Source organism: Leisingera sp. ANG59, assembly GCF_013317235.1.
Taxonomy (GTDB): Bacteria; Pseudomonadota; Alphaproteobacteria; order Rhodobacterales; family Rhodobacteraceae; genus Leisingera.
The window spans coordinates 121,474-136,962 of the sequence record NZ_WLCM01000006.1 but is presented as its reverse complement, the minus strand read 5'-3'; the positions used below and the strand labels follow the sequence as shown (position 1 = coordinate 136,962).

The 15,489-nt window shown below is 63.6% G+C and carries 12 protein-coding genes; 8 read left to right on the top strand and 4 right to left on the bottom strand.

What is annotated here, in order from left to right:
* Positions 1–39: 39 nt before the first annotated feature.
* Positions 40–624, bottom strand: a complete 585-nt coding sequence (locus GKC28_RS08080) for a lytic transglycosylase domain-containing protein (protein ID WP_174146393.1) — start codon at positions 622–624, stop codon at positions 40–42.
* Positions 625–857: 233 nt separating this feature from the next.
* Here GKC28_RS08080 and ssb point away from each other — a divergent pair, with 233 nt between their 5' ends.
* Positions 858–1,382, top strand: a complete 525-nt coding sequence (gene ssb, locus GKC28_RS08075) for a single-stranded DNA-binding protein (protein ID WP_174146392.1) — start codon at positions 858–860, stop codon at positions 1,380–1,382.
* A 259-nt stretch (positions 1,383–1,641) separates the two neighbouring features.
* Here the strand turns inward: ssb and aroB are convergent, their stop codons facing one another.
* A complete protein-coding gene (gene aroB / locus GKC28_RS08070) occupies positions 1,642–2,748 on the bottom strand; it encodes a 3-dehydroquinate synthase (protein WP_174146391.1) in 1,107 nt (368 codons plus the stop codon).
* Positions 2,748–3,338, bottom strand: coding sequence for a shikimate kinase (locus GKC28_RS08065; RefSeq protein ID WP_174146390.1), 591 nt, complete (start codon positions 3,336–3,338; stop codon positions 2,748–2,750). The genes aroB and GKC28_RS08065 overlap by 1 nt, the downstream gene beginning before the upstream one ends.
* An 81-nt stretch (positions 3,339–3,419) precedes the next feature.
* Here GKC28_RS08065 and GKC28_RS08060 point away from each other — a divergent pair, with 81 nt between their 5' ends.
* From GKC28_RS08060 to GKC28_RS08030, 7 genes are all read left to right on the top strand, one after another.
* Complete coding sequence (locus GKC28_RS08060) at positions 3,420–3,569, top strand: hypothetical protein (RefSeq protein WP_174146389.1); 150 nt, start codon at positions 3,420–3,422, stop codon at positions 3,567–3,569.
* Positions 3,559–5,076 (top strand): hypothetical protein, encoded by a 1,518-nt coding sequence (locus GKC28_RS08055; RefSeq protein WP_174146388.1) that lies wholly within the window; start codon positions 3,559–3,561, stop codon positions 5,074–5,076. Before GKC28_RS08060 ends, GKC28_RS08055 begins: the two co-directional genes overlap by 11 nt.
* Position 5,077: 1 nt before the next feature.
* Positions 5,078–6,019: a site-specific tyrosine recombinase XerD gene (locus GKC28_RS08050; RefSeq protein WP_174146387.1), complete on the top strand. Its 942-nt coding sequence runs from the start codon at positions 5,078–5,080 to the stop codon at positions 6,017–6,019.
* A gap of 76 nt (positions 6,020–6,095) precedes the next feature.
* Positions 6,096–7,406, top strand: a complete 1,311-nt coding sequence (locus tag GKC28_RS08045; RefSeq protein WP_174146386.1) for an HlyC/CorC family transporter — start codon at positions 6,096–6,098, stop codon at positions 7,404–7,406.
* Between the two features lie 37 nt (positions 7,407–7,443).
* Positions 7,444–9,078 (top strand): hypothetical protein, encoded by a 1,635-nt coding sequence (locus tag GKC28_RS08040; protein ID WP_174146385.1) that lies wholly within the window; start codon positions 7,444–7,446, stop codon positions 9,076–9,078.
* Between the two features lie 108 nt (positions 9,079–9,186).
* Positions 9,187–11,604, top strand: coding sequence for an FAD-dependent oxidoreductase (locus tag GKC28_RS08035; RefSeq protein WP_174146384.1), 2,418 nt, complete (start codon positions 9,187–9,189; stop codon positions 11,602–11,604).
* 252 nt (positions 11,605–11,856) lie between these two features.
* Positions 11,857–12,438 carry an NTP transferase domain-containing protein gene (locus GKC28_RS08030; protein ID WP_174146383.1) on the top strand — a complete coding sequence of 194 codons (582 nt, stop codon included), beginning with the start codon at positions 11,857–11,859 and terminating at the stop codon, positions 12,436–12,438.
* Positions 12,439–12,533: 95 nt separating this feature from the next.
* Here GKC28_RS08030 and GKC28_RS08025 read toward each other — a convergent pair whose 3' ends face one another.
* A complete protein-coding gene (locus GKC28_RS08025) occupies positions 12,534–14,768 on the bottom strand; it encodes a Hint domain-containing protein (RefSeq protein ID WP_174146382.1) in 2,235 nt (744 codons plus the stop codon).
* Positions 14,769–15,489 lie beyond the last annotated feature (721 nt).

Genomic DNA, 15,489 nt, shown 5'->3' with positions numbered 1-15,489 from the left:
ATTAAGGAAAGTTATCCACAGGTTAACAGTTGCGCCGCCTCAGCTGCCCCAGATCTTCCGGACGTAGTTCTGGGTTTCCTTGTAGGGCGGCACGCCACCGTATTTCTGAACCGCTTCCGGCCCTGCGTTATAGGCCGCCAGTGCCAGCCGCCAAGAGCCGAACTTGCGGAACTGGCGCGCCAGGTAGCGGGCGCCGCCCTCCAGGTTCTGCTTCGGAACCGCCGGGTTCACACCCAGCGCCCGCGCTGTGGCCGGCATCAGCTGGGCAAGCCCCAGGGCGCCCTTATGCGATTTGGCATTGGGGTTCCAGTTGCTCTCCTGCTGCACCAGACGCAGGAACAGTTCCTCCGGCACCCCGTGCTGGCGCGCCGCACTCCGTGCCATCTCCAGATACTGGCCGCGGTACTTGCCGCGGTAGGGCAGCGTGCCGCCAGAGGAGGGGATACTGAAGGTCTTGGGCTGAAGCCGGACAGAGTTTTTGTACTGGGTCGCGGCGCGGCCATCCAGCACCCTTGTATGGGCGGCAAACAGGTCCCGCCGGTTCTTTGTACTGAACATATCAGCAGCCGCAGGCTGCCCTGCCCCAACCATGGCAATTACCAAACCCGCAACGGTCTTGCGCATTTCCGCTGTCCCGACACTGTCCCACTTCGCGCAAATATAACTAATGCGGAGCAAATTTAAAGCAACACAGGCGTAAGAACCCGCCTTTGGCCTTCAAGCTAGCGCAAAACCATCCCCAGAGAGCTGCTTTCCTCACCCTGCCGGGGTCTATAGTGTGCTGGCAAAACAGCCCGGACGGATTCGCACCGGTCCGGTCAATGACAGGATATTCAGGAAATAAAGGACGGAACCCTATGGCCGGCTCACTCAACAAAGTCATGCTCATCGGCAACCTGGGCCGCGACCCCGAGGTGCGCAGCTTCCAGAACGGCGGCAAGGTCTGCAACCTGCGTATTGCCACTTCGGAAACCTGGAAGGACCGCAACACCGGCGAGCGCAAGGAGCGCACCGAGTGGCACTCGGTCGCGATCTTCAACGAGGGCCTGGTGCGGGTTGCCGAGCAATACCTGCGCAAGGGCTCCAAGGTGTATATCGAAGGCCAGCTGCAAACCCGCAAATGGCAGGACCAGAGCGGCCAGGACCGCTACTCGACAGAAATCGTGCTGCAAGGCTTCGGCTCCACCCTGACCATGCTCGACGGCCGTGGCGAAGGCGGCGGCGGTGGCGGCTACGGTGGTGGCCAAGGCGGCGGCAGCTATGGCGGCGGCAATCAGGGCGGCGGCTATGGCGGCGGTTACGACAGCGGCTCCCAGGGCGGGGGCGGCAACTTTGGCGGCGGCGCCTCCCACAACATCGACGACGACGAAATCCCGTTCTGAGGATGCCTGTCCGGCACCCCAAAACCGGACACACTCTGAACTGAACTTCTTCAGGAAAGCCCCCAAGGCACCGCGCCTGCTGGGGGCTTTCTATGAAACGGAACGGCAGAAGCCGAAACCTTGCCTGCACAAACTGCCGACGCATCCCCGCTGTCAGGCAAACCGCCGCGCGAACAGGGGTCCTGCTGCAAAAAGGGGCAGTCTCAAGTACTGCCCCTTTTTCTTCAGCCAGCCTTGAGCTGTCCTTGCAGCCTGCGCCTCAAGCGCCTGCGCTTCGCAGAACCTCCAGCACCGCGCCCGGCTGCACGTCACCGGTGACGAAAGCATCGCCAATGCCGCGTGCCAGAATGAACCGCAACTGGCCGGCCACCACCTTCTTGTCCTGGCCCATCAGGTCCAGCAGCGCCTCTGCCCCGGGCAGTTCGCCCGGAATATCGGCCAGATCGGTCTTCATCCCCATCGCCTTCAGATGAGCGCGCACCCGGCTGGGATCTTCCTGCGAGCACAGGCCCAGCTTGGACGACAGCTCAAACGCTAGCGCGCAGCCGATCGCCACTCCCTCGCCATGCAGCAGCCGGTCGGAATACCCGGTCGCCGCCTCCAGCGCATGGCAGAAGGTATGACCCAGATTGAGCAGTGCCCGGTCGCCCTGCTCGGTCTCGTCGCGCACCACGATATCGGCTTTCATCTGCACTGAACGAGCCACCGCCTCGACCCGCGCCGCCACGTCGCCTTCGGCCAGCGCGGGGCCGTTCTCTTCGAGCCAGGCAAAGAATGCCGCATCGCCCAGCAGGCCGTATTTCACCACTTCGCCGTAACCGGACAGGAAATCGCGCGAGGTCAGGGTTTCCAGCACCGAGGTGTCGGCCAGCACCAACGAGGGCTGATGGAAAGCGCCGATCAGGTTCTTTCCCTGCGGCGCATTGATGCCGGTCTTGCCGCCCACGGAACTGTCGACCTGCGCCAGCAGAGAGGTCGGGATCTGCACAAATCGCACGCCGCGGCGCAGCACCGCTGCCGCAAAGCCCGCCAGGTCGCCGATCACCCCGCCGCCGAAGGCGATAACGACATCGCCCCGCTCCACCTTCTGCGCCAGCAGCCATTCCACCGAGCGGGTGAACTGCGGCCAGCCCTTGGTCGCCTCGCCCGGCGGCAGCGCCAGCGCGGTCATCTCCACCCCGGCAGCAGCCAGCCCGGCACGCAGGCTTTCCAGGTGCTTTTCCGCCACGGTCTCATCCGTCAGCACCGCCACCTGCGGCCGTTTCAGCAACGGCTTGATCCGCTCCCCCGCCTGCGCCAGCAGGCCTGGGCCGATCACAACATCATAGGCGCGTTCGCCCAGGGGCACATGAACCGTGCGCTCCATCAATTCCACTCCAATACATCGGGGCGTGCCTTCAAGGCTTCCAGCACGCGGTCCACCATGGTTTCGATCGAGGCCTGCCCGTCAGAGACCACCGACACATCGGCCTTGGCATAAAGCGGCACCCGCTCGTGATACAGGTTGCTGAGTGTCGCACGCGGGTCGGCAGTGCGCAGCAGCGGCCTTGTGTCCCGGTGGCGCACCCGATTCCACAGCACCTCCAGGTCGGCATTCAGCCAAACCGAGACACCCTTGGCGGTGATCACCTGCCGGTTTTCCTCTGCAAGAAAGGCACCGCCGCCGGTCGACAGCACGCCGCGCTCCTCCTCCAGCAGCCGCGCGATCACCTGGCGTTCCTTCTGGCGGAAGAACGGTTCACCGTCGCGGGCGAAAATTTCCGGAATTGTCATATTGGCGGCGGCTTCGATCTCGTGATCGCTGTCCAGGAACGGCGCGTTCAACCGGGCCGCCAGCGCCCGGCCCACGGCGGTCTTGCCCGCCCCCATCATGCCCACCATCACGATGGTCTTTTTCAGTTTCCCCGGCACCGGCGCTGCTGCCTTCTGGCCGCTGATTTGCTCTTTTTCGCTCATTCTTCAGTGAATGACGTGATCTTGCCGAAAAGGGAATATATAACTTGGGCAAAAGAGCAGGAAACAGGCATTGGATGCACTATGGGGCGATTGATTAAGTATTTGGTCTACTTGCTGGTTCTGGCTGCAATCGGGCTGGTGGGATATGCCTATGTCGGCCCTTGGTTCGGCGCCGATTTCAGCGCGCCCAGCACCGAGGTGCGCAAGCCGGTGGTGCTGAATGCGGATTAAGGCGGCTGCCGCCGGGGTGATGCTGGCGGGCAGCGCGCTTGCCAATGAACCGCTGGCGGCAATTGACTGGCTGAACCAGCCGGCGCCCCGGGACGAGCTGCCCGGCACTGTGCTGCTGGAGCCCCCGGTCGCAGGCACTGCCGCATTGCCGCAGGTTTCGGTCACGCCGCTGGAGGCGCTGCTGCCGCCGATCGGCCTGGTGCCGGCCGCAGCGACCGGCCTGCCCGCCGACCTTTGGCGCGGCAGCTCAGCCGATGACATTACCCATCTGATCGAAACCGTACCGGTGCGCGGCAGCCCGGCGATGCAGGCGCTTCTGTTTACGTTGCTGTTGTCGGAAACCCGTCCGCCCGCCGCCACCGGCGACCGCATCCTGCTGGCCCGCCTCGACCGCCTGCTGGCGCTGGGAGCTACAGACCCCTCGCAAGCGCTGGTGGAGCACGCCGGGCCGACGAACAGCAAAGAGCGTTTTGCACGCTGGTTCGACGCTACCCTGCTCACCGGCAGCGAGGATGCCTCCTGCGCGGCGCTTACCGCCTCGCCGCATCTGTCAGACAGCTATGCTGCGCGGATCTTCTGCGCGGCCCGGCGCGGCGACTGGCCAACCGCAGCGCTGATGCTGGAAACCGCCCACGCGCTGGAACTGCTGCCGAAGGACCAGATGGACCTGCTGGACAGGTACCTGAACCCGGATCTGTTCGAACTGGCCCCGCCGCTGCACCGTCCCGAGCATCCTGATCCGCTGACTTTCCGGCTGTTTGAGACCATTGGCGAGAACATGCCAACCGCGCCGCTGCCGCCCGCATTTGCCGCAGCCGACCTGCGCGACATTGCCGGCTGGAAGGCGCAGCTGGAAGCAGCCGAAAGGCTGGCCCGCGCCGGTGCGATCAACCCGAACCAGTACCTTGGCCTGTTCAGCGCCCGTAAACCCGCCGCGTCCGGCGGCATCTGGGACCGGGTTTCCGCGATCCAGAAACTGGAAAGCGACTTAAACTCCGGCAGCGCCGCGGCCATTGCCAAATCACTGTCCCGCGCCTGGGACGCGATGCAGGAAGCCGGTACCGAGACCGTCTTTGCAGATATCTTTGCCGAACAGCTGGCACGCGCAGAACTGACAGGTCCATCTGCGCAGCTTGCCTGGCGCATCCGCCTGCTGTCGCCCGCTTACGAAACCGCTGCCCATGACGTACAGGCCTCAGGTGCGGCGGATCACTTCTTGGCTGCACTCGCTCAGGGCCGCCCCGGCGACGCCGCTGCGCCCTCGCCGCTGGCTGAAGCCATCGCGCTGGGGTTTGCAGCGGATACCGAGGTGCCGCCTGCCATCCGCCAGTTGCTGGACAATGGCCAACTCGGCGAGGCAATCCTGCGCAGCATGGTGCTGTTTACCCATGGTGCCGACGGCAATCTCGGCGACCTGACCGCCGCCTTGGCCGCGTTCCGGGCCGTCGGGCTGGAGGACACCGCCCGCCGCGCCGCCCTGCAGCTGATGCTGCTGGAGCGCGGCTGACATGACCGCGCCGCGCGACAACTTCCAGTGGATCTCCACCTTCCTCGACGCCCAGGCAGCTGAGACCGGTGCCTCGCAGAACACTCTGCTGGCCTATGGCCGCGACCTCAAGGACCTGACCGCCTGGCTGGAGCACCGCAAGCTTAGCTTCCTGACCGCCAGCCAGGGCGATATCGAGGCCTATCTGATCAATTGCGACGCCCAGGGGTTGGCCCGCGCCACCCGCGCCCGGCGGTTGTCGGCGGTAAAGCAGATCTACCGTTTCGCGTTTGAGGAAGGCTGGCGTGAGGACAATCCCGCAATCCAGATACGCGGCCCCGGACGGGAAAAACGGCTGCCTAAGACACTGGAGGTGATCGAGGTCGACCGCCTGCTGGAGGCCGCCCGCCAGACCGGCCGCAGCGAGGCCGACCGGCTGCGCAATACCTGCCTGATGGAGCTGCTCTATGCCACCGGCATGCGGGTCACCGAACTGGTCTCGCTGCCGGTGTCCGCTGCCCGCGGCGATCCGCGGATGCTGCTGATCCTGGGCAAGGGCGGCAAGGAACGCATGGTGCCGCTGTCGCCGCCCGCCCGCGAGGCGCTGGCGCAATGGCTGCTGGTGCGCGACAGCGCCGAAGCGGAACGCGAAACCAAAGGCCACCCGCCCTCGCGTTTCCTGTTCCCCTCCCGAGGCAAGTCCGGCCACCTTACCCGGCACCGGTTCTATCTGCTGATCAAGGAACTGGCCGTGACCGGCGGCATCGCCCCAGACAAGGTGACGCCGCACACCCTGCGACACGCCTTTGCCACCCATCTCTTGGCCAACGGCGCCGATCTGCGCGCGATCCAGGCACTGCTCGGCCACGCCGATATCGCCACGACAGAGATTTACACCCATGTTCTGGACGCGCGGCTGCAGGATCTGGTGCTGGAACACCACCCGCTCGCCAAACGCGGCTGACTACAGCGCTTGAAGCGGCGGGGCTAAGGCCCCATAAATACTGCGAACAATCAACAAACCGGACATCTGCCATCTCATGGACACCGCCACCTCTGTACTCGACAGCGCCTTCTGGACCACTGCCGGGGCCATTGTGCTGCTTCTTGTGCTTTCGGCCTTCTTTTCAGGCTCGGAAACGGCGCTGACCGCCGCGTCACGCGGCAAGCTGCGCGCCCAGGCCGACAAGGGCTCCCGCGGTGCCGAACGCGCGCTGATCATTACCGAAGACAACGAGCGCCTGATCGGATCGGTCCTGCTAGGTAACAACGTCGTCAACATCCTCGCAGCCTCGCTCGCCACCGCGCTCTTTACCCGTCTCTTCGGAGAAGGCGGCGTCGCGATGGCAACGCTGGTTATGACCTTGCTGGTGCTGGTCTTTGCCGAAGTTCTGCCCAAGACCTATGCCATTTCCAATGCCGAGAAGGCCGCCTCGGCCGTGTCGGCGCCGATCAGTATCCTCGTCATGCTGCTGTCACCAATCGTAGGTGCGGTGCGGCTGTTCGTGCGCGGCGTGCTGCGTGTCTTCGGCGTCCAGATCGACCCGGACAGTCACATCATGGCGGTGCGCGAGGAAATCGCAGGCGCCCTGCAGCTGGGCCACTCAGAGGGCGTGGTGGAAAAGGAGGACCGCGACCGCATCCTCGGCGCGCTCGACCTTTCCGACCGCTTTGTCGAGGAGATCATGCTGCACCGCTCCAACATCGAGATGATCGACGCGGACGCGGAGCCGGAAACCATCCTGGAGCAGTGCCTCCAAAGCCAGCACACCCGCCTGCCGGTGTTCCGCGGCGAACAGGAGAACATCATCGGCGTGGTCCACGCCAAGGACCTGTTCCGGACGATGTACACCGAGGCCGGCGGCGCCGAAGGCGATAGCGAACGGCTCAAATCCATTGACATCACCAAGGTGGCCAAGGCCCCCTATTTCGTGCCCGAAACCACCACCCTGGACGAGCAGATGCGCCAGTTCCTGCGGATGCGCTCGCATTTCGCGCTGGTGGTGGACGAATACGGCGCCCTGCAGGGGCTGATCACGCTGGAGGACATCCTGGAAGAGATCGTCGGCGAGATCACCGATGAATTCGACCCGCACGAGGAAAGCATCGTCAAGAAAGCCTCTGACGGCTCCTATCTGGTCGAAGGCGCGGCCACCATCCGCGACGTGAATCGGGCCACCGAATGGAACCTGCCGGACGACGAGGCCAACACCATCGCCGGCCTGGTCATTCACGAGGCGCAGATGATCCCCACCAAGGGCCAGGTGTTCTCCTTCCACGGTTTCCGCTTCGAGGTGACCGAACGGGAAGGCAACCGGGTCACCGGGCTCAAGATCCGGCCCCTGTCGTGAGTCCTGCTATGCGGCTTGCAGTGAGACAGGTGCAGTTATGACGCGCGCGGCGGTGCTGGCCTGGAATGGTTTCGACCGGATCGTGCTGGAACTGTTCCGGCAGCTCCGCTGGTCCTTCCTGCCGCCGCTCCTGATCTATTTTGCCTACGGCGCGCAGGGCATCACCACCGTCGCCGCCTCGTTTTTTGTCAAGGAATACCTGGACTTGTCGGCCGCCTTTCTGGCCGGGCTAGCGTTCTGGGTCGGCCTGCCATGGGCGCTGAAGATGCCGCTGGGGCATTTGGTCGACCTGATCTGGCGCTGGAAATACCTGCTGATCCTTGCCGGCGCCGGGCTGATGGCCGGCAGCTATGGCATCCTGGCCGCCATCGTGCTGGAACCGGATATGATGGGCGCGGTGATGCCGCTCAATGCGTGGTACGTCACCGCCGCGCTGCTGGCGCCTTGCGGGTTTGTGCTGCAGGACGTTGTGGCGGACGCCATGTCGGTGGAGGCGGTGCCCCACGCCGACGGGCAGGGCAATCCGCTGCCAGAGGCCGAAACCAAATCCCTGCACACCACCATGCAGACCTTCGGGCGGATCGCGCTGATCGGCGGCTCCAGCGCCGCCGCGGCCCTGAACGTCGCCCTGTTCGATGGTGCCGACGCCTTGCCGCAGCCTGAAAAGGGCGCGCTCTACGGCTTTGTCTTCACCCTCGCCCTGCTAATCCCGGTGATCTCGCTCTCTGGCGTCGCGCTGGCGATCTGGCAGAAATGGTGCAAGGCTGCCCAGCTTCGCCGGGCTGGTGTCGCGGAGAACGAGATCCGCAGCCGCATCGACCTGCCGCGCGACCCGGTCGCGCCCAACTATTGGTATTTCATCGGCGGCGGCGCCTTTGTGGCGCTCTCCCTAGCCGTGGGTCTAGGCGATGTGCCCTACTCGCAGGAAATCGTCTTTGCCGGTTCCATGGCCATCGTGCTTTTGCTGATGCGCCAGCTGGTAGCGGTTCTGCCGGCGGACCAGGCCCGTGCCCTGATCGGCACCGCCATCATCATCTTCGTTTACCGCGCCACCCCATTACGCGGCCCTGGTGCCACCTGGTTCGAGATCGACGTCTTGGGGTTTGACCAGCAGTTCCTGTCGGTCCTGTCCCTCATCACCTCACTGCTGACGCTGGCGGGCATGCTGATCTTCCGCCCGATGATGGCCAGCCGCCCGATCGCCTGGATCGTCGCCTTCCTTGCCATCACCGAAGCCGTCCTCAGCCTGCCCAACATCGCGCTCTACTACGGCGCGCACCACTGGACCTCCGCCATGACCGGCGGCGTGGTCGACGCCCGCTTCATCGCCATTGTCGACACTGCGGTTGAATCGCCGCTGGGCCAGGTCGCGATGATCCCGATGCTTGCCTGGATCGCCCGCAACGCGCCCTCGGGGCTCAAGGCCACCTTCTTTGCGGTCATGGCCTCCTTCACCAATCTGGCCCTCTCGGCCTCCAGCCTCGGCACCAAATACCTGAACAAAATCTTCGTGGTCACGCGTGAGGTCACAGATTCGGCAGGCAATATTACCACTCCCGCCGACTACTCCCAGCTCGGTATGCTTCTGATCACCGTCGGCGTGATCCTTCTGGCAGCCCCGCTCACTGCGATATTCATCATTCAAAACAGCCGCTTCCGCACATCTGAGTAACGGCCTCCTTCCCTGGCGCCACAAATGCGGCATGGCGTGCCGTTTTTCTTCTGGACTACTGTTCACTTCTGTACAGAATGCAGGAAACACCTATTCAGGGAGGCCCACATGAAAACCACCACCCGCGTGGCAGTGATCGGCGGCGGCGTCGTCGGCTGCTCTGTCCTCTACCACCTGACCAAGCTCGGCTGGTCCGACGTCATGCTGATCGAACGCTCGGAGCTGACCAGCGGCTCCACCTGGCACGCGGCGGGCGGTTTCCATACGCTGAACGGCGACACCAACATGGCGGCGCTGCAGGGCTACACCATCAAGCTGTATAAAGAGCTGGAAGCGATCACCGGCATGTCCTGCGGCCTCCACCACGTCGGCGGCGTCACCCTGGCCGAGACTCAGGAGCGTTTTGACATGCTGAAGGCCGAACGCGCCAAGCACCGCTTCATGGGCCTGGAGACAGAAATCGTCTCCCCCGAAGAGATCAAGAAGATCGCCCCCGTCACCAACGTCGATGGCATCATCGGCGGGTTGTACGACCCGCTCGACGGCCACCTCGACCCCTCCGGCACCACCCACGCCTACGCCAAGGCCGCGCGCATGGGCGGCGCCACCATTGAGACCCACTGCAAGGTGATCGAGACCAACCAGCGCCCCGACGGCACCTGGGACGTGGTGACCAACAAGGGCACCATCCACGCCGAACACGTGGTCAACGCAGGCGGCCTCTGGGCGCGCGAGGTCGGCGCCATGGCCGGTGTCTACTTCCCGCTGCACCCGATGGAGCACCAGTACATCGTCACCGACGAGGTGCCGATGATCGCCGAGATCATCGACGGCGGCGGCGAGCATCCGCATGTGATGGACCCGGCTGGCGAAAGCTACCTGCGGCAAGAGGGCCGCGGCCTCTGCATCGGCTTCTACGAACAGCCCTGCAAACCCTGGGCAGTAGACGGCACGCCGTGGGACTTCGGCCACGAGCTGCTGCCCGATGACTTTGACAAAATCGAGGATTCCATCGCCTTTGCCTACAAGCGCTTCCCCGCGCTGGAGGCCGCTGGCGTCAAATCGGTGATCCACGGCCCCTTCACCTTTGCCCCCGACGGCAACCCGCTGGTCGGCCCGGTGCCGGGCATGCGCAACTACTGGTCCGCCTGTGCTGTCATGGCCGGCTTCTCCCAGGGCGGCGGTGTCGGCCTGATGCTGGCCCAGTGGATGGTCGAGGGCGAATGCGAGCGCGACACCTTCGCGATGGACTGCGCCCGCTTCGGCGACTGGATCACCCCGGGCTACACACGGCCCAAAGTTATTGAAAACTATCAGAAACGCTTCTCCATCTCCTACCCGAACGAGGAGCTTCCCGCCGCCCGCCCGTTCCGTACCACCCCGATGTATGACATCTTCGACGGCATGGGCGCGGTCTGGGGCGCGCAATACGGCATGGAGGTCCCGAACTACTTCGCCGAAGGGGACGAGCCGCGCTACGAGACGCCCTCCTTCCGCCGCTCCAACGCTTTCGAGGCCACCGCACGCGAGGTCAAGGCAGTGCGTGAAAACGTCGGCATCAACGAGGTCCACAACTTCGGCAAGTATCTGGTCAAGGGCGCCGGTGCCCGCGCCTGGCTGGACCGCATCATGGCCGGCCGGGTGCCGCAGCCGGGCCGCCTGTCGCTGACCCCGATGCTGTCGCCCAAGGGCCGTCTGATCGGCGATTTCACCATCTCCTGCCTGTCGGAAGAGGAATTCCAGCTCACTGCTTCCTACGGTTCGCAGGCCTACCACATGCGCTGGTTCCTGCAGAACCTCGACGAAGGCGTCAGCCTCGAAAACATCTCCGACACCCGCAACGGCTTCCAGATAGCAGGCCCCAAAGCGCGCGAGGTGCTGCAGGCCTGCACCCGAAGCGACATCTCGGATATGCGCTTCATGGATGTGCGCCGCCTGACCGTGGGCATGGCCGACTGCATCGTCCAGCGCGTCAGCTACACCGGCGATCTGGGGTATGAGATCTACTGCGACCTGCCCTCGCAACGCGCCCTCTGGGACGCGCTGTGGACCGCTGGCCAGGCACACGGCATGAAACCCTTCGGCATGCGGGCCATGATGTCGCTGCGCCTGGACAAATTCTTCGGCTCCTGGCTGCGGGAATTCTCGCCCGATTACACCGCCGCGGAAACCGGGCTGGACCGCTTCATCTCCTTCAAGAAAAACGCGGATTTCATCGGCCGCGCGGCCTCTGAGACCGAACGCGATGCGGGCCCCGCCCGCCAGCTCTGCGCCTTTGAGGTGGCGGCAGACGACGCCGATGTAGTGGCCTATGAACCGATCTGGCTCGACGGCGCGGTTGTCGGCTTCTGCACCTCCGGCGGCTATTCGCACCATGCGCAGAAATCCATTGCGCTGGGGTTTGTCCCCACGGAGAAAGCCAAGGAAGGGCTGGAAGTGGAGATCGAAATCCTCGGCAAAATGTACAAAGCCCGGCTCATCACTGAGCCGCTGTTTGACGCCGACGGTGCTCGTATGCGCGGCTGAGTTTGAAAAACACCGGATTCAGGTCAGCCCGACTGACCTGAATCCGCCCTGTTGCCTAGGCAGCGCACGCTGACGCTGCGAAACTTGCGCAACACATACGTCAGTGCCCGCACCCGAATGTTTCGCGCGCGAAACATTCGGTCAATTCTGCTGACCTATGCCGCTTTCACTGGAACCGCTTCTTCATCTGGCTAAAAATATCCCCGCCGGAGGCATCCATCACCCCGGCACAGCGCCGAGGTTCGAACAGTCATGACCGCCATCGCCATCCTCCTGCTCGCCGCCGGCGCGTCGTCCCGGATGCAGGGCCGTGACAAGCTGATGGAGGAGGTGGACGGCCAGCCCCTGCTCACCCTGATGTGCCGCCGCGCCTCGCTGACCGGGTTACCGGTTTTCGTCACCCTGCCCGGCCCGGCTCATCCGCGGGCAGCCGCAACAGGCGATGCAATCCAGGTTCCGGTGCCGGACGCGGCTGAGGGCATGGCCGCCTCGATCCGCCGCGGAACCGCCGCGCTGCCGACAGGAACAGAGGCAGTGATGATCCTGCCCGCCGATATGCCGGAAGTGATGGCCCAGGACATGCTGCACCTTGCTGCGCATTTCAGCGGACAAGGCAGCCCCATCCTGCGTGCAACGGCGGAGGACGGCACGCCGGGCCATCCGGTGCTGTTTCCGCAACGCTGTTTCAAAGCCCTGAAGACCTTGAGCGGAGATCAAGGCGCCCGCAGCGTCCTGAAGGCCGAAGCGGTGCAGCCCGTCTCCCTGCCCGGCCGTCACGCGGTGATCGATCTGGACACGCCCGAAGACTGGGACGCCTGGCGCCGGAACCGCTGACACCCCTGCAAATGCAGAGAAGGCAGGGCACTAGACCCTGCCTTCCTGCGCTACGCTCTTATTCACCGCCTCCCCCAAGACGGCAGCTGCACCTTTCAGTGCACAAGCAGATGCGCCTCGTGTTTCCGCAAAGAGCGGCGCGCGGCGGTGTAACCCTCGCGGCCTTTTTGCGACTTCAGTTCCGGGAACAGTTCGAACAGTTCATTGCGCTGTGCGTTGTCCAGCCCGCGCAGGGACTGGTCCCCAGGCTGGAAGCTTTCGGTCCAGGCGCCGTCGGACAGCACAACCTCATGCTGGTCGAACATGAAGTGGATATAGGTCACACTGGCGACCTCAACCGGATCCACACCTGTCAGGCCGGTCAGATGCTTGGCTGCAACCAGCACTTCGCGGTCCTCGAAGTAAAGCGCGGTCTTGTCGTTGGCGACCAGCACCCGGTGGTTCGGGCTGACCATCATGTCGCGCTCAGGCAGGCCGTTGCCCAGGGCGCCCTGGCGGATCAGCACCGGCTGAAGATGCGCGGCCCCTTTCAGGTCGCCGCCCTGCAGCTTGCGGGTGCCGACCCAGCGGATTTCCTGAATGCCGTTGTCGCGGGTAATCACCCGGTCGCCGACCTGCAGGTCTTCAACCTTGCGCTCCCCCAGCGGGGTGGCGATCCGCGTGCCCGGCGTGAAGCAAGGAATGATCTGCTCAACCTCGCCAAAGGTCATCGAGCCGGTCACGTCCCCGTCCTCATCGAGGAAGTTGACAGTGCCCGACAGGCTGTTGCCATCCGGATCAACCGTGACGCCAGTCAGCTCGAACGGGCCGCTGCCCGTCAGGTCCAGGGTGTCAAAGTCATCACCGCCGGAGCCTCCGTCCACGACATCACCGGCATTGCCGCCGATGAACGTATCGCGGTCGGCGCCGCCCAGCAGCGTATCCGCCCCATGGCCGCCGGTGATCACGTCATTGCCGTCACCGCCCTCGACATAGTCATCGTCGATTCCAGCATCGATGGTATCATTGCCGGTACCGCCATAGATCTCGTCATCGTCATCCTGGCCATAGATCACGTCGTTGCCGTCACCGCCGTAGATCGTGTCCATCCCGTTGGTGGGATCGGGGTCTGCCGGACGCCCGTCACCACCGTCATCGGTGATGTTCAGCCCGTCCGGAAACACCGGATCAAGGCCGCCGTAGATGGTGTCGTTGCCGCTGCCGCCTTCGATGAGGTCGGACCCCTCGCCGCCGGTGATCAGGTCGGCATTCGCGCCGCCATCGATGGTGTCGTCGTCGATACCACCATCAATCACATCCATGCCGGTGCCGCCGTCGATCAGGTCGGCATCATCCCCTGTGGAGATGGTGTCGTTGCCAGCACCGCCCAGAACCGTGTCACGGTCGTCGTAAGGGTCGGCATCGGCCGGGATGAACGGAATATCCGGGTCGGTGCCGGTGTAGCCCGGGAAGCCGCGGTCGGGCAACGGGTAGCTGGTGTCGCTGGAGGTGTCGATCACATCGTCGCCATCGCCGCCGTCCACCGAGTCCGATCCGTCGCCGCCGTCGATGGTGTCGTCACCGCCGCCGCCGAGAATGGTGTCGTCGCCCTCGCCGCCGGTCAGGCTGTCGTCGCCCGGCACAACCGGGTCCTGCGGTTCGGAGGAGTAATCATAGTGCGCATTGTCGAGCGTTGTCCCGGAAGTGCCAAGATCAATGATCAGCTTGACGTCGTTGAAGTCCCTGTCGCCGAGATTGCGCAAATCCTCGAAACCCAGCTGCACCGAGCCATCGGGGAACTCATGGATGCCCTTGGTGTGGTCCAGCCCGTCCGGGTTCAGATCCGCATTGTCGCCGTAACCCGAGGAATAGAAGGTTCCTTGCGGGCTGATGATGCCAACGCCGATCACCGCACCTTCGGGCGCATCATAGGTGTAGGTCTCGCCCACATCCGCATTGGCGTTCTCTGACAGCACGACAATATTGCTGATCTCACCGGTTTCCGGGTCGATCGTGTAAGCAAAGACCTGGTTCTGAAAAGCCGCGCTGGTCGAGGAAATGGTGATCTTTACAGGTTCATAGACACCTGAGACCCCATCGCCGTGGATCAGGTCGTTGCCGCTTCCGCCGTCCACAGTGTCGCTGCCCGAACCGGCGTAAACAGTATCATCGCCGCCGCCAGCGGTGATGACATCATCATCAGGCCCCGCGGCCGGGTCAATAGCGTCTGCATTATCGACCATGTCCCCTTCCGGATCGCCGGTATAGGCGCCGTCAATCAGGTCATTGCCTGCGGTACCCTCTACGATTCCGTCCAGCGCCGGTTTCTGCCCATCACAACCTTTTTTCATTACCTTCTCCTCGCCGGATTGGCCCCAAGCCCCATCGTTCGGGCCAGCCGGGCAGCCGCACAGTCATGCGGAATGCCGCAGTCAAAAACACCTGCCCATGCAGCGAGAGGGCCAGTCCGCTCAAGCGTTCTGGTTTGCGTGCTCAAGCAGCACGCAGCCGGATTGCAGTCGCTTTTCGGATCAGTGGAGTGCGCTTATCGCGGCACGAAGACTTAAATTAAAACTTTATCAGTCAACCACAGTCCAGCAGCTTGCAGAACATGCCCCCCAATGGGCTGACTCATGCATACTTTAGGCGCGGCGGCCGACAAAGCCAAAAAATTGCCTAAAATTCCCCCCATTTCGCCGTCCGGCTCTAAAACTGCGGTCCGCATCGGATCCCAATGCCGCTGACTGTTTCCAGTTTCCAGTCAAAGCCGTGTCCCGAAGAGGAGGAAACATGCCATTTTCACCATATAGGGGCTGTTTCAGCACCGGATCGGTTTCCATTTCCGAAACATGGAAATTTCCGGGTGCGCTCAGTGCCGTTCGCCCCATTCTGCCAGCGCGCGCCTGAGATTAGTACCCTCAAGGCAACCAATTACGTGCCTTTGCAGGGTTTTGTTTCCCGGATCGGCCAAAGATTACACAGAAAGACACGAATCAAGGCAGCAAAAAGGCAGCGAGCCGCGGATCGGTTAACAAGCAAATAGCCGAAAGGAATTTAGTCAAACCTGAGGCA